The following is an 18,128-nucleotide window of genomic DNA, read 5'->3' on the forward strand; positions in this document are numbered from 1 at the left end:
ACTTTGTTCGAAGGCCGGGTTGGCGTACACTTGGCCGCAAGTCTGTGAGGAACCTACATGAGCGCTATAACCATTACCGACGCCGCCCATGACTACCTGGCCGATCTGCTCTCCAAGCAGAACACGCCTGGCATCGGCATTCGCATTTTCATCACCCAGCCGGGCACCCAGTACGCCGAAACCTGCATCGCCTACTGCAAGCCGGGAGAAGAGAAGCCTGACGACACCGCCGTGGGTCTGAAGAGCTTCACCGCTTACCTGGACGCGGTCAGCGTGCCGTTCCTGGAAGACGCACTGGTCGACTATGCCACCGACCGCATGGGTGGCCAGCTGACCATCAAGGCGCCGAATGCCAAGGTGCCGATGGTCAACGAAGACAGCCCGATCAACGAGCGCATCAACTATTACCTGCAGACCGAGATCAACCCCGGCCTGGCCAGCCACGGCGGCCAGGTGAGCCTGGTGGATGTGGTCGACGACGGTATTGCCGTGCTGCAGTTCGGTGGTGGTTGCCAAGGCTGTGGCCAGGCCGACGTGACCCTGAAGGAAGGCATCGAGCGCACCCTGCTCGAGCGTATTCCCGAACTCAAGGGCGTGCGTGACGTGACTGACCACAGTCAGAAAGAGAACGCCTACTACTGAGGATGACGCGCTCCTACAGGGATCGCGTTGAACACACTCCCTTAGCAACAAAGTGTTACTGTTTCAACCCCTGCGACAACAGGCCGCAGCCCGTATTCAAAGGGCTGCAGCCGATCCTTGCCTTCGTCGGGTAGAACCCCTCGGGGTGTCGTGCCAGAATGCCCCGGTTTTTCGACCGGCCCGTCCCGAGGGCCGGCACCTTCCCTGTAAAGGATGGTTTCATGAATGATCTATATACCCGGCGCGCAGTTGTCGCCGGGATGGGCGTTCTCGGGCTTGGCCTGCTCGCAGGCTGCAGCCCGGCCCGGGGGCTCGAGTTCAAGTACGGCAAGAACATGAGCAACGAAATCCTTGGGCGCAAGTTCAGCCTCAAGGACACCCAAGGCAATGTGCGCACCCTGTCGAGTTTCTACGGCAGCATGCCGATGATCTTCTTCGGCTTCACCCAGTGCCCGGCCGTGTGCCCGACCACCCTGGCGCGCGCGGCGCAAATCCGCAAGCTGCTGCGCGGCCGCGATCGCGACCTGTTCCAGGTGGTGTTGATTACCTTGGACCCGGAACGTGACACCCCCGAAGTGCTCGATGCCTACGTGAAGGCGTTCGACCCGTCGTTCACCGCGCTGACCGGCACCCCCGAGGAAATCGCCGCGGTGGCCAAGGAATTCAAGGTGTTCTACGAGAAAGTCCCGGCCGGTGATACCTATACCGTCTCTCACTCGTCCACCAGCTACGTCTACGATACGCGTGGCACCCTGCGCCTGAGCCTGGGCCATTCCCTGACCGCCCAGGAATGCGCCGAAGACCTGGTCACTCTGATGGAGATCTGCTGAATGTCGATGCAACCGATCAAGCACGGCCTGGCTGCCCTGGTCCTGATGGGCCTGGCGCTGCCGGCCCTGGCCCAGACCACCGTAAGTGACGCCTGGGTGCGTGCGACCGTGCCGCACCAGCAGTCCACCGGTGCCTTCATGACCCTGACCGCCAGCAGCGACAGCAAGCTGGTGGGTGTGGCTTCTCCTGTGGCCAAGACTGTGCAGGTGCACGAGATGACCATGAACGGTGATGTGATGGGCATGCGTGAGGTCAAGGCGGTCGAGTTGCCGGCCGGCAAGGCGGTGACCCTCGACCCGAACAGCCTGCATGTGATGCTGATGGGCCTGAACAACCAGGTGAAGGAAGGCGAGAAAGTGCCGCTGACCCTGACCATCGAAGATGCCAAGGGGGCCAAGGAAACCCTGGACGTGCAGGCCGAAGTGCGTGCGCTCAACGCCGAGGCGGGCGGTGGGCATGATCACATGCACATGAAGCACTGATCAGGCTGAACCCTTTGGGGGCGCTTTGCGCCCCATCGCGACACAAGGCCGCTCCCACAGGAGAACGCGTATCCCCTGTGGGAGCGGCCTTGTGTCGCGATGGGCTGCCAGGCAGCCCCCGGTTCAATCAGCTGCGAAACCTGGGCAGCGGTCTGTCCAGGGTCAGCGAGGTCAGGGTCTTGCGGACCTGGGCCTCATCAGCCTCCAGAGCCTTGAGGCTTGCGCGGATCTTGCCGGCGGCGGGCACGTCGCCCTGCCGGTCGATCCAGTCGGCTATCTCCTTGCAGGCACTGCTCAGGCAGGCCTGGCGCTGGTTCATCAGCGACAGGAGGGTGGTGAGCTCTCTTTCGGACATGGCAGGATCCTCCATTCAGCCTTGTCAGTGTAGCAGAGGGTTAGCGCCGCACTGCTGCCTTTGCAGCAGGCGCAGATGCAGCGGCAAATGGCGGCTTCTGAGGCGCTGCAACAACTCGTTACTTATAAGCAATGTGTTTAAAGCCGGTGTCGTTGCGATCTGTGCGGTATGCCAGTCGTAATTTTGAAGCGATGTACTGAAGTGCTCTGTTTCGCAGGGTTGCCCATTCGGCAATGTCCCGCCTCCATGAAGTGTATTTGTAGGAATGTTCCTGGGTCTTGGTTCGAGCCACTCACAGGCTGTGGCGCTGTTACAACTTGGATGTTGAGTGTGATACTGGATTAGCCTTAGGTTTTAGTTGCCCAAGCGATGCAAGGGTAATTCCAAAAACCTGAAAGGAGTTCACACATGAAATCTGCAATCGAGCTGTTCAAGACCGATGTGACCGGTGTCACCACCAAAGGTGTGTGCATGTGGTGAGCAAGGGGGCGGCTTTGTGCCACCCCTTTATTTTCCTTGAGCAGGAGCACGCTTTATGGATGATCGTGGCTACCACACCATTTGGGATATCACGGGTGCTAGTGCAAAGTTGCTGAGCAATGATAGAAAATTGCATCGCTTTTTTCTGACCGCGTTGCAGGCGTCAGGGTTTAACATCATAAGCGATATGATTCACAAATTTTCCTCAGGGGGCGAGGGTGTCACCGGGATTTTTCTGTTATCGGAGTCTCACCTCTCTTACCATACTTATCCTGAACGCGAATACATCAGTATCGATGTATACACGTGTGGAAAAAATAATGATTTGATCAATGATCGGATTTTGGGGTTTTTTGGTGCGGACGTACAGGTCAACAAAAGAACCTTGCTGCGCGGCAGTGCAGTAGCTGACCGGCTGGGAGGGGAACATGCAGTTGCTCGATAGAGGGGTGTTGAAGTTTGATTATCAGTTTCCGCTGTACAATTTTTTCTTTCCGACGCAAGCATGCAATGTCTACCAGCCGGCCCCGTATCAATTCGCTGAGATGATGTCCGCAGCCAATCAGGCTTCGCGTTCACGCGCCTTGTACTTTCACATCCCTTTTTGTGAGGCCATTTGTTCGTTCTGCCCGTTTACCCGGGGTCTGTACAAGAGTGCCAGTGACATAGACCGCTATACACAGGCACTGATTAGCGAAATCGAGTACAAGGCGCAAGCAATGGACTTTAGGGCGGTCCCGGTCAGGGCCATATTTTTTGGCGGTGGGACACCGTCACTGCTGTCGCCGCGAAACATCCACGATATTGGCGAGGTGCTGCATCGTCATTTTGATATGTGCGATGTGCAGGAGTTTTCATTCGAGTTCAGTGTTACAAGTGTCACCGAGGAGCGCGCTCGTGCACTGGCTGCCATTGGTGTGACCCATGCGCGATTTGGCTTGCAAACGACGGATCGCGAATGGCGACAGCTGTTCAACCTTGACCCGGACATAGGCAAAATCGAACGCACGGCCGAGCTGTTGAATAGCCAATTTGAGCATGTGCTTTGTGACATCCTTTATGGCATGAACGGCAGTAACGAGCAGCAGACGCTTGCCGACATTGACAAGGCAGTGGCGATAGGAGTCAGCAATATCGACATCTATCCCATCAACAACGCTGCAACATCCGTCAAATTGCACAGGCAGATCAAATCCCGCTTTGCAGACGTAATGCCAGCCATGCGCAAGCTCAATATGAAGTTCATGCTCGATGAGCACCTGCGCCAATATGGCTATATTCCCTACAACGGTCACGGCTATGTGCGCAGGCCCAGGGCTGGCAGTGCGCTGTTTGCCGAAGATTACTCCTTCATCTATCACGAGCATGTCTACGGCTATGCCGATCATGACCTGCTGGGCTTCGGTGTGGGGGCTATCTCGTCGGTGGCGGAGCATGTCATTACCAATATTTCATCTCGCGAAAAATACACCCGAGGCATGGCGCAAGGGGAGCACTTGTGCCAAGTGAGCAGGCATGACCCGATGCTGGATGTGGTTAAGCCGCTGGTAGTTCGCCTGGCGTATCACGGTTCAGTCGACAAACGCCTGGTTGAACTGGGCCGCATGCCCGAAGCGCTGATGCGGCGGCTTGATGAATTGATACAGGCAGGCCTGGTGCTTGAGGACTCACGGTTCTATCGGCTGACGCGGCTCGGTTGGCTCTGGTACAGCAACATCATGTTCTACCTGATGCCAGCAAGTGAGCAGGACATTCTCAGGAAGCTGGTTTTCGAGCGGCTTGATGTGCCTGGGCGAGACATCACCGAGCACGAGTTGATCTATACCGCTGGCTGAGGAAAACATAAGGTATGCACGCGCTGAATCTTAACTACGGAACGCGATCGCTGGCGTTTGGCTATGGATTTTCCAAATGTGGTGAGTTTGCTTTCGAAGCCGCGTTTGCCGTGGCCATTGTGTCCCTCACCGATGCTGATCTGCTGTTGATAGGCATCGCCTATTTTTTCGTTACTTGCCAAGCGTTGTATTTTCCCCATTGGGTGGCTGGTTGGCAGATAACGCCGAAAAAAAGAAAACACTGTTGGCAGTCGAGGTTGCCAAAGGCCTTTTGGCGCTTGCCTTCTTTGCCTTGTTCGGCCTGTTCACCCCGGTATTACCTGTATTGGTTGGTCTTGCAATGGTCATGACGGCGCTCGAGTGCCTCTATGTGCCGACATTTCGCGCGTATTTTCCGGACATTGTCGCAACGGACCAGTTGGCCTCGGTCAACAGCGGTGTCCAGGTGATCGAGGATGCTGCCTCGATTATCGGCCCGCTGGTTTTTTCGGTCTGCGTAATAGTGCTTTCTCGCGAAGCAACGTTCTTGTTTTTTGCGACATGTCTGGTGCTGTCGGCTATCTCCATCGCCACATTGGGGCCAGGTGGGCAAAGTGCCAGGCAAGCCTTCGATGGGCGTGCCATCGTCCGCGATGCTGCACGCAGTGTATGTCAGCTAAGGGGCAACAATGCACCGTTGTTTGCCGTTATTGGTTGCACCACGCTCTGCGCGATGTTTGCCACGTCGGTCATTCGCTTCATCCTTCCGGCTTCGGTGCTGGAGCATTTCGCTTCCGAGGCAGCGGTAGGTTACGTACTTTCATTGCTTGCAGCGGGTACTGTTCTGGGGGGCGTGCTCTACACACGTTTCAATCCGCGCACAACCGCACGATTGGTGTTGCGTTATTGGCTGCTATACGGCGCATTGTTTTTGGCTGCAGCAGTGGCGCTGCAGATCAACAGCTGGCTGTTTCTGTCGGTCTTGTTCCTGGTCGGCTTGATCGGTGCGTTTGTCGATATCGCTATCGTGACCAACATCCAGTGCTTGTCGAATGAGCATGAGGTGGGCAGGAATTTTTCCCTTTATTACTTCACGGCCGTCATTGGTGATGCCGTTTCAGGCCTGGTTGCCAGTTTGGTGTTTGTGCTTGCGGGGCCGGCAACCTTCATCTGGATGACGCTGATGCTGTTCATCGCGCCTGTGCACTGGAACCTGAAAGGAAATGCCGATGACCCCGACAATCGTATATAGCGTGGCGCTCGATGTTGACGCATGGGACGGTGTGCTGACTGCGCCCTTTCATACGTCAGCTAATCTCGCACTCGCTTCTGCCTTGTTCTTGACGCCGGAGGATGCGCTGCAAGCGATTGTACTTGAGGCGGTTACGCGCTGGCGTTTACCACTTTTCATTGCCTCGGAAGGTGTGAATGGCCTGGCAGACGGCGATGAGCGAAGGCTGAGCGTGCCGCTGTCGGAGCCTGACAGGGCCCGGCTAATGGCGGCTGCACTCACCTTTGAACACCAGGTACTGCCTCCCTTCACACGTGCGGTTGCGTCTTTTGTCGACATGCGTCGGCCAACCTTTGCCTGCCCAGGTCACCAGGGAGGAGCCTGTTTGCAGCAGCATCCCGCTGGAGCCCGTTTCAGGCAGTTGCTGGGGCCTGAAGTGTTCCACGTGGATGTACCCCATGCAGCGCCTGAACTGGGTGATGTATTAGGCCACGAAGGCCCGGTCCAAGAGGCCGAGCAATTGGCTGCAAGGGTTTTTGGTGCTGACGATACCTGGTTCGTGCTCAATGGCACGTCCACTGCCAACAAGGTCGTTGCCAGTGCGCTGTTGGCAGCTGGCGACCTGGTGCTGATGGATCGCAACAACCACAAGTCGGTGTTTCTCGGTGCCTTGGTCCAGTGCGGCGCTTTGCCGGTGTACCTGGATAATGTGCGAGATGAGCGGGGGCTGCTGGGTGGCTACCGAGTAGGTGCCCTGGATGAGGGCCACTTGCGCAGCCGGGTGGGGCAGATCTGTGAGCGCCGGGCGGGAGAACCCAGGCCCTTTCGTCTGGCGGTAATCCAGCAGGCGACTTGTGATGGGGTGGTGGTCGATGCTGCGGCAATATTGGCGCGAATTGGGCATCTATGTGAATACGTACTGTTCGATGGCGCCTGGGCTGGGTATGAACCTTTCGTTCCCGCACTGGCCGATTTATCGCCGCTGGGCGTGCAATTGACTGACAGCTCTCCCGGCATTGTTGTGACGCAATCGGTGCACAAGCAGATGTCAGGGCTTTCCCAGACTTCACAGATTCACAAGAAAGACCAGCATATCAGCCACCTGCGCCGTTATTGCACACGGCCAATGTTCAACGCAGCATTCATGCAGCACGCTTCGACCAGCCCGTCGTATCCCTTGTTCATGTCGCTGGAAGTGAATGCAGCCATACTCGCCGACGGTGAGGGCGAGCGCCACTGGCGGCAAGCGCTGGCCAGTGCGCAGGCGTTGCGCGATCAGGTCGTACACCGTTGTCGGTTGATCCGGCCACTGATGCCGCCTGTATTGCAGACTTCGCTTGAATACCAGGCGCAGGGTGTGTTGGCCATAGAGCCTGGCTTGCACTATGTCGACCCATGCAAAGCCATCTTCACCACCCGAGGGCAGTCAGAGATTCCGGCATGCATTGTTGCCCAGTATCTGCGAGATTGCGGTTTTACTCCGGAGAAAACAGACTTCTTCACGTTTACCCTGCTGATGACACCGTCCAGCGACAGTGCCACCTTGAACAGGTTGGTGGGCGCTTTGGAGGATTTCGAAGCGCATTGGCTCAATGGCACTGCGGTGCTGCAACTGCTGCCTTCGCTACGTGCGGCTTCGGCACCCTATCAGGGCCTGTCCATCGCTGAGCTAGGGGAGCGCATCAGAGCGCTCTATCGCATACATCAGGTTGAGCTGCGGCAGAGTGAGATTTTCAGTGCCATGGGCGCTGCGCAGGAAAATTGCTCCCCTTACCAGGCCAACCAACGGTTCGTGCGTGGAGAGGCCAGCTTGCAGAGGATCTCGGAGGTTGCAGGCAGGGTTGCGGCCGAAGGCGTTATTCCCTACCCACCCGGGATCATGTGCATCACTCCCGGTGAGTGCTGGACAGCTACGTTGGTTGGCTATCTGCAAGCAGTGGAGGATTTGTCTGCGCAGTACCCCGAATTCGCGCCGCACATTCAGGGTGTGCACAGGATTGGCGATGCCGATGGTTCGGTCTTGTTCGGAGTGTTCGTGCTTGACTGAACGCTCTCAACCGCTGGGTGGCGCACTCACGCAACCGCAAGGTCAAGGACGTAAGTTCATTCACGTCGACATGGACTCCTACTTCGTCGCCGTCGAACTGCTGGATGCCCCATGGCTGCGTGGGCGGCCGGTCGCTGTCGGTGGCAAGGCGATAGACAGGGGAGTGATCAGTACATCCAACTATGTTGCCAGGCGGTTTGGTGTCAGAAGCGGAATGGCAACTGCCACTGCGCAACGTCTATGTCCGGATTTGGTGCTATTGCCTGTGCGCTTCGAGCGGTATGAGGCAGTGACTCGCAGGCTGGAGGACATTTTTCGGCGCTATACCCCAGGCGTCGAGTTTTTCTCGCTGGATGAGGCCACGCTGGATGTGACAGGGCAGATGCACTGCAACGGTTCGGCAACGCATATGGCAAGCCGCATCCGGGCTACGATCGAGCAGGAACTGCAGTTGACAGCCTCCGCGGGTGTCGCGCCTTTGAAGTATCTGGCGAAAATGGCCTCGGAAGTGAACAAACCCAATGGCCAGTTCGTCATTGCACCCGATCAGGTGCAGGCTTTTCTCGCCAATGTGGATATTCGCAAGATCCCTGGGGTGGGGCCCAGGACATGGGGCGTGTTGCAGGCTTTAGGATGTCTGAAATGTACTGATGTTACTGACGACATGATACCGGCTCTGTTGCGGCACCTTGGTGCGCACGGTTTCTATGTGTGGGAGCGTTGCCGAGGCTTGGAGGGCTATGAAGGGAAGCCCGGAGGTGTCCAGTCCTTGGGAGTCGAACATACGTTGCCCAGCGACTGTGATGACTTTGCCAGTTGTGCCAGAGAGCTGGATGGATTGCTGGCGGCCTTAACCATCCGCCTGGAAGCGCTTGGCCCTACGCCGCCCATTGTCAGGAATCTGGTCAAACTCAAGTTCTCCGATTTCTCCATTGCCAGTGCCGAGGCGCCCGCCCTGACTTTACAGCCGCAGGTCATACAGGGGCTATGTCGCATGCTTTGGGATACCAAACGGCAAGGGCGAGCGGTGCGTCTGGTAGGTGTTGCCGTCAGGATTCGAAGGAGTCTGCCGGACCCCTTGCAGCTCGAGCTGGCGTTTTGAGTCGCTTGGTTGGCACGATCGAATGAACACATGCTTGCCGATAGGCCCCCGGCGACACACCGTAAGCCTGCTTGAACTGCCGGCTCAAATGGCTCTGGTCGGCAAAGCCCAGGTCGAACGCCACGTCCGAGGCAGCCCAGCCAAGCTTGAGCATTTCCCGCGCACGGGCCAGGCGCCGCTGTTTCAACCAGGCATGTGGCGGCAGGCCGGTGGCCTGGCGGAACACCCGGGCGAAGTGGAACGGTGACAGGTTGACAGCCGCCGCCAGAGCTTCGAGCGAGGGTGGGTCGGCCAGTTGGCTTTCCAGCAGCTCACGGGCGCGGGCCACTGCCAGCGGTTCGTGGCCAGGGGCGGCAGGTTCGGCGCATTGCCCGTGCCGTTGCACCAGGGCCAGCACCGCCTGGCGCCAGGCGGTCTGCTGCTGCAGGGCACTGGCGCCGGCTTCGGACAGCTGGTGCAACTGGCTGAAGGCAAGCGCCAGAGCCGAGTCGTGGATCACGCTGTCCTTGAAGCTGGGCATGCCGTGGCGGCCCAGTTCCAGTTCGTCGAGCACCCCAGTTACCCGTTCATGTTCCGGGTAGAACCCTCGGTAGCGCCAGCCCGCTTCGTGGGCGGTGGCCCCGGTGTGCAGCTCGTCGGGGTTGATCAGCACCATGCTGCCGACCGGCGCCAGGTGCTCGCTGCCGCGATGCCAGAAGCGCTGGGCGCCCGACTCGATCACGGTGAACACATAGCCTTCATGCACATGCGGGGCGAAGCGCTGCTGGAAATAGCGCGCGTGCAGCATCTCGACGTCGCCCAGTGCCGGCGCCTGCCAGAGGTGTGTCTGTTCGCGCAGGGGCGTGCTCATGCCAGCCAGCTGCGCAAGAGGAAGAAGATCAACATGCTCACCAGCATGCTCAGCAACACGCTGCGGGTCAACAGCACCAGGGCGATGGCCACCAGCGAACCCAGCAGGTAAGGGTTGAGCAGGCTCAGGTCCAGCTGGTGCTCGGGCATGAAGATGATCGGGCCGCATATCGCGGTGAGCATGCCTGGCACGGCAAAGCCGAGGAACTGCCTGGCGTTGGAGCTCAGGCGCAAGGGCAGGCGCGGCTCCAGGAACGCATAGCGGTTGAGGAACACGATGGCGCCCATGGCAAAAATCAGGACCCAGGTCATGCGCGGGCTCCGGCGAATTTCTGGCAGACGAAACCGGCGCTCATGCCCAGCAGGCCTGCGGCCACCAAGGCGGTTTCCCAGTGCCAGTAGCTGAACAGCACCGAACAGAACAGCGACACTGCCACGCATACAAGTGTGGCCAGGTTGCGCACCAGTGGCGCGATCAGAGCGACGAAAGTGGCGACGATGGAAAAGTCCAGGCCGAGCTGGTCCAGGTGCGGAATATTCTGCCCCAGCAGGATGCCGGCCAGGGTGAACAGGTTCCAGGCGACGTAGAAGGTCAGGCCCACGCCCAGGGCGTACCAGCGGTTGAACTGCTGCTGGTCGTACTGGCTGGTCAGGGCGAAGAACTCGTCGGTGAGCAGGAAGCCCAGGCCCAGGCGCCAACGCAGCGGCTGGCTGGACAGCACCGGGCGCATCGTCAGGCCATACAGCAGGTGCTGCGAGGTCAGCAGCAGGGTAGTCAACAGGATCGACGCCAGGTTGGCGCCGCCCTTGAGCATGCCGATCGCCACCAGTTGCGCGGCACCGGCGAAGACGATGGCCGAAAGCCCTTGCCCCTCCCAGGCGCTGAGGTTGGCCTCGATGGCCATGGAGCCAGCCAGCAGGCCCCAGGGGGCAACGGCCAGGGACAACGGGAGAATGGCGATGGCGCCGTGGAGAAAGGCTTGGCGGGCGATGTGGGGCATGGTGGCTGCAGTGCGTGTACTTGGCAGGCCAGCATGCCAGACGGGGCGGGGGATGGCTTGAACGATCTTGCTGGTCTCGACCTTGTGGGAGCGGCCTTGTGTCGCGAAAGGGCCGCAGAGCGGCCCCGGCAATATTTGCAGCGAAGCTGAAATCGTGGGGCCGCTGCGCGCCCCTTTCGCGACACAAGGCCGCTCCCACAGAGGTTCGCGACTGCTGATGGTCAGGGATGGCTGGTCAGGTGCTGCTGCGCCGTCACGCAGCCGTTGGTATCCACAGCCTTCTGCAGCAGGCTCTGGCGGTGCTGCGGGTCCAGGTCGCCGAGCAGGCGGTATACCTCGGCCTGGTAGTCGCGCTGGCGCCCCCACTGCATTTCCAGGCCTTGTGGCCGGTTGCGGTTGCAGGCCAGGTGCGTGGCCGGTTGCGGGTAGTAGGGCGCATACACGGTGGCCATGTTGGGGATGGCCTCCAGCGCAGTACGGTACTCGCTGCTGGCGTTGTAGGGAGGGCACCAGGTGGCGATGGCCGGCGCCGGTGCGGCAAAGCCCTGCCTGAGGCTGGCTTCGAGCAACGGGCAGGCGGCATCCGGGATTTGCGCGGCGGGCAGGTAGGTCATGTAGTACAGCGCCAGGCGGTACTGTGCGACCGGGTGGCCCAGCTCCACGGACTTTTTCAGCAAGGCGACCGCGGTCGGCAGGGTGTGGGCCATGGCCTGGCCCTGGCGGCTGAGCTCCGGGTCGCCGCCGACGGTCGTACGCAGCGTGCTGGCGCCGTCGTCCTGGTTGTCGGCCTGCTCCAGCAGGGGCAAGGCCTGGCGGTAGAGCAGGTCGGCATGAGGGTCGATGCGCACTTCCAGCGAGTGCGCAGCCAGTGGCATCAGGGCGATCAACAGTGGGGGCAAGCGAAGCATGCGGCTCACAGGCAAGCCCCAAGGGGTGCCAGGTACTGATGGATGGCTTCGATGTTCATGGCGGTCAAGCGTGCGCCTCGGGCAGATCGGAACGACGGCCTATTCTAGCCACCCAAAGGGCCTGGCCGGAAGACCACCCGGCAACTGTCAGACGAGCTTGATCGGTGTGACCTTGCGCTGGGCATGTTTTTCTTGGGCCAGGCCAAGCTTGGCGGTAATGACCTTGGCCAGGGCATTGTTGCCCAGATCGTTCAGATGCAGGCGATCGATGAACAGGTCGGCGCCGAACACCGGTGAGCTGCTGAGCATGCAATTCATGTCGTAGCAAGGCACCGGGTCGGCCTGGCTCTTGATGCGGCGGAAGAAGGCCGAGTGCAACTGGCTGTCGAATGCGCCGTCCAGCAGCCGGTCGAAATTCGCCGGTTGCCGCTGCAGCGCATTCAGCATTGCCTCCTCGCCAGCGGGCAGGCTATCCCGGCACCAGGGCAGCAACGGCTGCAGGATGAAGGTGAGGGTGGAATGGCTGTCTGCCAGCAGCCGGTCCCATTGGCGCAAGGTCCGGCCAATGTTGTCGGCGGCCCGGGTGAGGCGCTTTTCCGGAGGCGACAGCGACCAGGCGGCAGGTGTCACGGCCGGGGGCGTGGCCAACGCCTGACCGATGCGCCGCCACAGCGATTGCCGACGTGGCGTTGTAGTGGGCTGCATGCCTTCGCTGAAACTGTTGAGAAAGTCCTGATAGGCCTTGGCTTGCCGCGGGTCGTTCAGGCTGGCGAGGACTTCGCAGAGGGCTTCGTGGGCCAGGGTGTTGAGGCCGCTTAGCACCACCACATGGCCAAGCTGGCCAAGGCGGTGCTGGTGGGTCAGGAACATCAGCAGCTCCTGGCTCGCATTGAGCCCGCAGCCGGCCAGGCTCAGCCAGACTTCGCCAGTAAGCATCGACAGGTGCGAGGCCACCGTGTGTTCGTCTGAGCTGGCTCCGATGCCCAGCGCGGCGGAACCGCCGACCAGCAGGTTGATACGTGATGCACCACCGCGTTCGGCTACCGAAAAACGCTTGCCGGCGCAATGGCTGTAACGCAGGCCCAGGGCATCGGTGTTGATGGTGCCGGAGCGGTAGCCGGTTTCGTGCACATGCACGGTGTGCGGGGCACGCCGGCTGCCCAGCAGCAGAAAGCGCTGGTAGTCCTGTTGCAACGGCGAAGGTGAAGGGCTCGTGTCAATCGCAGTCATGGGTTCTCCTTCTCTCGCAGCGGGCACCGTGCATCACATTCAGGCCGCCAGCTCCCTGACGTTGTACAGCAGGCCGCCGGCGGCAATCAGCAGCAGGGCGACCCCCGAGGCCAGGCTGATCATGCGGTTGCTGCGTTGCGAGGCGATCTTGCCGATGGCGAAGATGTAAAGGCTGAGCACGGCAAAATCGATGGCCACCCACAGCAACGACAGCACCACCATGCTCTTGCCGAATGACTCGGTAATCTGGATGAACTGCGGGAAGAAGGCGATGAAGAAGATGATGTCCTTCGGGTTGGAGATGCCCACCATGAAACCTTGCAGCAGCCCGCCGCGGCCAGGCTTGGCGAGGTCGCTTGGCGCCTCGGCTGCAGGCGCCTGCAGGGCTTCCCGCAACGTGCCGACGGCGATGTAGCCGATGAACAGGCAACCCAGCAGGCTCATGGCACTGAGCCAGGCCTTGTCGATGGCGGCGCTGGTGAGAATGATCCAGGCCGCTGCGCCGATCAGCACCAGTGATGCCCAGTTGGTGCCGACAGCGGTGAACATGGCCTTGCGTGAGCCGGAGGAGGCCGCGGTGTTGACGATCAGTGCCACCACCGGGCCGGGGGTGGCGATCAGTAGCAGGACAGTAAGGGCATAGGTAGCGGTGAGTGCGGTATTCACGGTCAGGTCTCGATCAGTATGTCGGGTGTTGCCGGCTGTACGGCATGGGCGTGGAACGGGCAGCGGGACGGGTTGAGCGACCCTGCCTCCTGCAGTTGGTACTGCTTCCACTCGTAGTTGTCGGCATCGCCGAAGAAGCCAAGGGTGTCGGGCATGACGCCGTCGTTGTAGTGGTGCACGCGCTCGCGGATGCGTTCGCGGATACGATGGCCGCTTTCGGTGTTGACGTTGGCCACTTCGTCGAAGTTCGCCCGCGGGTTGATGACGAAGGTGATGTGTGGCCCCAGGTTGCGGCTTTTCATCTGCTGGTGGCCGGGGAAGTTCATGTTGATGAACAGCGGCATGCCGGCAAAGCAGAACGACCAGGCATTGTCGTCGGGGTCGGTCGGGATGCCCTGCGGCCAGGGATGCGGGTCGCGCGCGTGCACGCCACGCAACACCTTCCAGGCCAGCGCCTGTTGCTCGGCCAGGGTGTAGTCGGCGGCAGTTTCGAGAAACACCACCAGTGGGCTGCCGATACGCTGCTTGGGTGGGATAGGTGCGACGGTGCGCACGTAGTCGGCCAGGCCCATGGCGATGTCATCGGCCAGCTGCCCGGCGCGGGCGAAGAGGATGTGGCAGGTTGCGCCGTTTACCGCCTTGCGGCCGAACAGGCAGGGGAACTCGGGGTTGGCGAGGACACTGCGAAAATGTTCTACGGCTTTGTAGGTCCAATGTCGCGCGTTGCGCACATGGTCAGCGGCCAGCTCTAGCGCATCCAGGCGATAGCAAGTTCCATAACCCGTCGACATGATTTCCCCAGGCGTAAATTTGATGAACGTTCAAGTCACATGCAGGCAGGATCTTGGTTATGTTTATTATTTACCCGCATTTTCCGAGACGTCCTTGGCGTTGTAAAACGCGTGGAACTATGACCTACTATTAGTCTTACTCATGCTCGGGGCGTCGCCATGTCGGAACGGATTCAGGCTTTGCACGCGCTGCGTGCCTTCGAGGTGGCCTCTCGCTATGGCTCATTTACCCGTGCAGCGGAAGAGCTGGCCCTGACCCAGGGCGCCGTCAGCCACCACATCAAGACCCTCGAAGCCATGTTCGGCTGCGACCTGTTCGAACGCCGCGGGCCGAAGCTGGCCCTGACCGAGCACGGCCGCCTGCTGGCGCAGGAACTCAAGGTTGGCTTCAAGATCATCGAAAATGCCTGCGCCCTGCTGCGTCAGGACCGCTACGGCCTGCGCCTGAAGGCGCCGTCCACGCTCACCGTGCGCTGGCTGCTGCGGGCGCTGGATGCGTTCAAGAAGACCGAGGACAACTGCAGCGTGCAGCTGTCCAGCGTGTGGATGGACATCGACAGCGTGGACTTCTATTCCGAGCCCTACGACTGTGCGATCCTCCTGGCCAACGGGCGTTTTCCCGCCGATATCGAGAGTTTCAAGCTGTTCGATGAATGGCTGATCCCGGTGTGCCACCCGGATTACATGGCCCAGGCACAACCGGACCTTGCCGACCTGGCCCAGTGCGAATTCCTGCACCCGTCCCCTGACCGACGAGACTGGCGGCGCTGGCTGGCTCGCATGGATGCGCTGGACATCAGCATCGATCACGGGCAAGTGTTCGATACCCTCGACCAGGGCATCTCGGCCGCACAGCAAGGCCTGGGTATATCGGTGGTCGACCTGGTGCTGGCCAGCGCCGACCTGTTGGCCGGGCGCCTGGTCACGCCGTTCAAGCACGCGGTGGCCACCGGCGACGGCTATTACATGACCTGGCTCAAGGCCAGCCCCAAGGCGCGGCAGATGCACAAGCTGCGCGAGTTCCTGCTTGGCCAGGTGCCACCGCTGCCCTGCAAGGACATCAATTACCTGTACGGTTGAACACGCGTTCGAGCAAGCGCCCGGCGCTGACAATATTTCGGCAAACACCTGCTGGCCCCAACAAAATGCGCTGCGACGGTGCGTCAGCGGTAGAATCCCGCAATCAGCACAACAAACGATTCAGAGGTCGACGCGGTGGAGTTGCAGCAGGGCTTTGTCCTGACCCGACATTGGCATGACACGCCCGAAGGCACCTGCGTGGAATTCTGGCTGGCCACCGACCAGGGGCCACGGCAGCTGCGCCTGGCGCCACAGGTATCGGTGGCATTCATCCCCCAGGCGCAGGAAGCGCACGCGCGGGTGCTGCTGGCCAACGAAGCCGGTGTCGAGTTGCGGCCGCTGCAGCTGAAGGACTTTGACCAGCGCCCGGTGTTGGGCCTGTACTGCCGCCAGCACCGGCAACTGATGCAGTTGGAGCAACGCCTGCGCACGGCCGGTATCGAGGTGTTCGAAGCCGATATTCGCCCGCCCGAGCGCTACCTGATGGAGCGCTTCATCACCGCCCCGGTGCAGTTCACCGGCCAACCGGATGCCCAAGGCGTGCTCTGCGATGCCCAGCTCAAGCCCCTGCCGGGTTATCGCCCGCCGCTGCGCCTGGTGTCGCTGGACATCGAGACCAGCGAGCGGGGCGAGCTTTACAGCATTGCCCTGGAAGGCTGTGGCCAGCGCCAGGTGTACATGCTCGGGCCGGCCAATGGCACGGCTGATGTCCTGGATTTCGACCTGCACTACTGCACCGACCGCGCCGACATCCTGGCCTGCCTCAACCAGTGGATGGCCGAGCACGACCCGGATGCAATCATCGGCTGGAACCTGATCCAGTTCGACCTGCGCCTGCTGCACGAGCACGCCAAGCTGCTGCAGGTACCGCTGGCACTGGGGCGCAATGGCGCGCCGATGACCTTGCGCAGCCATGCCGGTGGTGGCCACGTGTTCGCCGATGCCCCGGGGCGGCTGCTGATCGACGGCATCGAGGCGCTGCGCTCGGCGACCTGGAGCTTCCCGTCGTTCAGCCTCGAAAGTGTCGCCCAGACCTTGCTCGGAGAAGGCAAGGCCATCGACACGCCGTACCAGCGCATGGATGAAATCAACCGCCGCTTCGCCGAGGACAAGCCGGCGCTGGCGCGCTACAACCTCAAGGATTGCGAGCTGGTGACACGCATCTTCGCCCACACCCGCCTGCTCGAATTCCTGCTGGAGCGGGCCTCGGTCACCGGCCTTGCGGTGGACCGCAGCGGTGGCTCGGTGGCTGCGTTCTGCCACTTGTACATTCCGCAGATGCACCGCCTTGGCTTTGTCGCGCCCAACCTTGGTAGCCGCCCCGACGAAGCCAGCCCCGGTGGCTTCGTCATGGATTCGCGCCCGGGCCTTTACGACTCGGTGTTGGTGCTGGACTACAAGAGCCTGTACCCGTCGATCATTCGTACCTTCCTGATCGACCCGGTGGGGCTGGTCGAAGGCTTGCGCCTGCCCGACGATGAACACTCAGTGGAAGGCTTCCGCGGTGGGCGTTTTTCCCGTAGCGAGCATTGCCTGCCGGCCATCGTCGAGCGGGTATGGCAGGGCCGGGAAGCAGCCAAGCGCGAGGGCAACGCGCCGCTGTCGCAGGCGCTGAAGATCATCATGAATGCCTTCTACGGGGTGCTGGGTTCGAGCGGCTGCCGCTTCTTCGACCCGCGCCTGGCTTCGTCGATCACCATGCGCGGCCACCAGATCATGCGCCAGACCCGTGCGTTGATCGAAGCCAGGGGCTACGAGGTGATCTATGGCGATACCGACTCCACTTTCGTCTGGCTCAAGGGCGCCCACGGCGAGGAGGCTGCAGCACGCATCGGCCGTGAGCTGGTGGCCGAGGTCAACCTGTGGTGGTGCAAACACCTGCGCGAGCAGATGAACCTGGAAAGTGCGCTGGAGCTGCAGTTCGAGGTGCATTACCGGCGCTTCCTGATGCCCACCATCCGCGGTACGGACGAAGGCAGCAAGAAGCGCTACGCCGGGCTGGTGCAGCGGGCCGATGGCAGCGAGCAGATGGTCTACAAGGGCCTGGAGTCGGTGCGTACCGACTGGTCGCCGCTGGCCCGGGAGTTCCAGCAGGAGCTTTATGGCCGGATATTCCGCGGGGAGCCTTACCAGGCGTATGTGCGCGATTATGTACGGCGCACCCTGGCGGGCGAGCTCAATGAGCTGATGGTGTACCGCAAGCGTTTGCGCCGGCCGCTAGCCGATTACCAGCGCAATGTGCCGCCGCACGTGCGTGCGGCCCGGCTGGCCGATGACTACAACCGCCGCCTTGGCCGCCCGTTGCAATACCAGCGCGGCGGCTGGATCAGCTATCTGATCACCCTGGCGGGCCCAGAACCCCTGGAAAACCTGCAAGCGCCGGTGGACTACGAGCATTACCTGACGCGGCAGCTGCAGCCGGTGGCCGATGCCATCCTGCCTTTCGTTGGCGACAGTTTCGAAGGGTTGACCGGCCAGCAGCTGGCGCTGTTCTGAAGAGGTGGTAGCTATCTAGCTGATCGCTTGGCAAGCCTGCGTCTAGTGTCGGGCCTTTTGATCAGCCCGAGGCGCAACATCGTGACTACACCCAGCAAGGAACAACCGCCAACTGCCGATACG

17 protein-coding genes and 1 pseudogene are annotated in these 18,128 nt (G+C 60.9%); 10 read left to right on the top strand and 8 right to left on the bottom strand.

Annotation, left to right across the window (positions count from 1 at the left end):
• Positions 1 to 57: 57 nt before the first annotated feature.
• The 3 genes from nfuA (at position 58) to NY023_RS10260 (ending at position 1,955) form a co-directional block, all read left to right on the top strand.
• Positions 58 to 642, top strand: coding sequence for a Fe-S biogenesis protein NfuA (gene nfuA, locus NY023_RS10250; protein WP_003250416.1), 585 nt, complete (start codon positions 58 to 60; stop codon positions 640 to 642).
• 221 nt (positions 643 to 863) lie between these two features.
• Positions 864 to 1,472, top strand: a complete 609-nt coding sequence (locus NY023_RS10255) for an SCO family protein (protein WP_024086651.1) — start codon at positions 864 to 866, stop codon at positions 1,470 to 1,472.
• Positions 1,473 to 1,955, top strand: coding sequence for a copper chaperone PCu(A)C (locus tag NY023_RS10260; protein WP_013971950.1), 483 nt, complete (start codon positions 1,473 to 1,475; stop codon positions 1,953 to 1,955).
• Positions 1,956 to 2,082: 127 nt separating this feature from the next.
• Here the strand turns inward: NY023_RS10260 and NY023_RS10265 are convergent, their stop codons facing one another.
• A complete protein-coding gene (locus tag NY023_RS10265) occupies positions 2,083 to 2,310 on the bottom strand; it encodes a hypothetical protein (RefSeq protein WP_003250422.1) in 228 nt (75 codons plus the stop codon).
• A gap of 535 nt (positions 2,311 to 2,845) precedes the next feature.
• Here NY023_RS10265 and speD point away from each other — a divergent pair.
• The 5 genes and pseudogenes from speD to dinB all read left to right on the top strand — a co-directional run bounded on the left by speD (position 2,846) and on the right by dinB (position 8,984).
• Entirely contained in the window at positions 2,846 to 3,235 is a 390-nt protein-coding gene (speD, locus tag NY023_RS10270; protein ID WP_013971951.1) for an adenosylmethionine decarboxylase, read from the top strand.
• Positions 3,219 to 4,625 (top strand): coproporphyrinogen-III oxidase family protein, encoded by a 1,407-nt coding sequence (locus NY023_RS10275; RefSeq protein WP_013971952.1) that lies wholly within the window; start codon positions 3,219 to 3,221, stop codon positions 4,623 to 4,625. Before speD ends, NY023_RS10275 begins: the two co-directional genes overlap by 17 nt.
• A gap of 14 nt (positions 4,626 to 4,639) precedes the next feature.
• A pseudogene (locus tag NY023_RS10280) lies at positions 4,640 to 5,856 on the top strand (MFS transporter).
• A complete protein-coding gene (locus tag NY023_RS10285; RefSeq protein ID WP_013971954.1) occupies positions 5,834 to 7,882 on the top strand; it encodes an ornithine decarboxylase in 2,049 nt (682 codons plus the stop codon). The pseudogene NY023_RS10280 and the gene NY023_RS10285 overlap by 23 nt, the downstream one beginning before the upstream one ends.
• Complete coding sequence (dinB, locus tag NY023_RS10290) at positions 7,875 to 8,984, top strand: DNA polymerase IV (protein WP_024086653.1); 1,110 nt, start codon at positions 7,875 to 7,877, stop codon at positions 8,982 to 8,984. The genes NY023_RS10285 and dinB overlap by 8 nt, the downstream gene beginning before the upstream one ends.
• On the opposite strand, the gene NY023_RS10295 is transcribed toward dinB, so the two are convergent.
• From NY023_RS10295 to NY023_RS10325, 7 genes are all read right to left on the bottom strand, one after another.
• A complete protein-coding gene (locus NY023_RS10295; RefSeq protein ID WP_013971956.1) occupies positions 8,932 to 9,834 on the bottom strand; it encodes an AraC family transcriptional regulator in 903 nt (300 codons plus the stop codon). The genes dinB and NY023_RS10295 overlap by 53 nt on opposite strands.
• Positions 9,831 to 10,145, bottom strand: a complete 315-nt coding sequence (locus tag NY023_RS10300) for an AzlD domain-containing protein (protein ID WP_013971957.1) — start codon at positions 10,143 to 10,145, stop codon at positions 9,831 to 9,833. The genes NY023_RS10295 and NY023_RS10300 overlap by 4 nt, the downstream gene beginning before the upstream one ends.
• Positions 10,142 to 10,834: an AzlC family ABC transporter permease gene (locus NY023_RS10305; protein ID WP_013971958.1), complete on the bottom strand. Its 693-nt coding sequence runs from the start codon at positions 10,832 to 10,834 to the stop codon at positions 10,142 to 10,144. The genes NY023_RS10300 and NY023_RS10305 overlap by 4 nt, the downstream gene beginning before the upstream one ends.
• Before the next feature lie 221 nt (positions 10,835 to 11,055).
• Positions 11,056 to 11,751, bottom strand: a complete 696-nt coding sequence (locus NY023_RS10310; protein WP_013971959.1) for a hypothetical protein — start codon at positions 11,749 to 11,751, stop codon at positions 11,056 to 11,058.
• Positions 11,752 to 11,889: 138 nt separating this feature from the next.
• A complete protein-coding gene (locus NY023_RS10315; RefSeq protein WP_023661420.1) occupies positions 11,890 to 12,972 on the bottom strand; it encodes a hypothetical protein in 1,083 nt (360 codons plus the stop codon).
• Positions 12,973 to 13,011: 39 nt separating this feature from the next.
• A complete protein-coding gene (locus tag NY023_RS10320; RefSeq protein ID WP_013971961.1) occupies positions 13,012 to 13,638 on the bottom strand; it encodes a LysE family translocator in 627 nt (208 codons plus the stop codon).
• 2 nt (positions 13,639 to 13,640) lie between these two features.
• The gene (locus NY023_RS10325; protein ID WP_013971962.1) at positions 13,641 to 14,429 is read right to left on the bottom strand and encodes a YqcI/YcgG family protein; all 789 of its coding nucleotides are present in this window, start codon (positions 14,427 to 14,429) and stop codon (positions 13,641 to 13,643) included.
• Between the two features lie 159 nt (positions 14,430 to 14,588).
• Between NY023_RS10325 and NY023_RS10330 the strand changes: the two genes are divergently transcribed.
• A complete protein-coding gene (locus NY023_RS10330; protein ID WP_003260436.1) occupies positions 14,589 to 15,509 on the top strand; it encodes a LysR substrate-binding domain-containing protein in 921 nt (306 codons plus the stop codon).
• A 135-nt stretch (positions 15,510 to 15,644) separates the two neighbouring features.
• Complete coding sequence (locus NY023_RS10335) at positions 15,645 to 18,005, top strand: DNA polymerase II (protein ID WP_013971963.1); 2,361 nt, start codon at positions 15,645 to 15,647, stop codon at positions 18,003 to 18,005.
• The last annotated feature ends 123 nt before the right edge of the window (positions 18,006 to 18,128 follow it).

The sequence above is a fragment of the Pseudomonas sp. NBB genome (assembly GCF_032701105.1).
Lineage (GTDB): Bacteria > Pseudomonadota > Gammaproteobacteria > Pseudomonadales > Pseudomonadaceae > Aquipseudomonas > Aquipseudomonas asiatica.

Coding starts and splice junctions, on each gene's coding strand:
- nfuA (WP_003250416.1), top strand. CDS start 58: ATGAGCGCTATAACCATTACCGACGCCGCCCATGACTACCTGGCCGAT.
- NY023_RS10255 (WP_024086651.1), top strand. CDS start 864: ATGAATGATCTATATACCCGGCGCGCAGTTGTCGCCGGGATGGGCGTT.
- NY023_RS10260 (WP_013971950.1), top strand. CDS start 1,473: ATGTCGATGCAACCGATCAAGCACGGCCTGGCTGCCCTGGTCCTGATG.
- NY023_RS10265 (WP_003250422.1), bottom strand. CDS start 2,310: ATGTCCGAAAGAGAGCTCACCACCCTCCTGTCGCTGATGAACCAGCGC.
- speD (WP_013971951.1), top strand. CDS start 2,846: ATGGATGATCGTGGCTACCACACCATTTGGGATATCACGGGTGCTAGT.
- NY023_RS10275 (WP_013971952.1), top strand. CDS start 3,219: ATGCAGTTGCTCGATAGAGGGGTGTTGAAGTTTGATTATCAGTTTCCG.
- NY023_RS10285 (WP_013971954.1), top strand. CDS start 5,834: ATGACCCCGACAATCGTATATAGCGTGGCGCTCGATGTTGACGCATGG.
- NY023_RS10295 (WP_013971956.1), bottom strand. CDS start 9,834: ATGAGCACGCCCCTGCGCGAACAGACACACCTCTGGCAGGCGCCGGCA.
- NY023_RS10300 (WP_013971957.1), bottom strand. CDS start 10,145: ATGACCTGGGTCCTGATTTTTGCCATGGGCGCCATCGTGTTCCTCAAC.
- NY023_RS10305 (WP_013971958.1), bottom strand. CDS start 10,834: ATGCCCCACATCGCCCGCCAAGCCTTTCTCCACGGCGCCATCGCCATT.
- NY023_RS10315 (WP_023661420.1), bottom strand. CDS start 12,972: ATGACTGCGATTGACACGAGCCCTTCACCTTCGCCGTTGCAACAGGAC.
- NY023_RS10325 (WP_013971962.1), bottom strand. CDS start 14,429: ATGTCGACGGGTTATGGAACTTGCTATCGCCTGGATGCGCTAGAGCTG.
- NY023_RS10330 (WP_003260436.1), top strand. CDS start 14,589: ATGTCGGAACGGATTCAGGCTTTGCACGCGCTGCGTGCCTTCGAGGTG.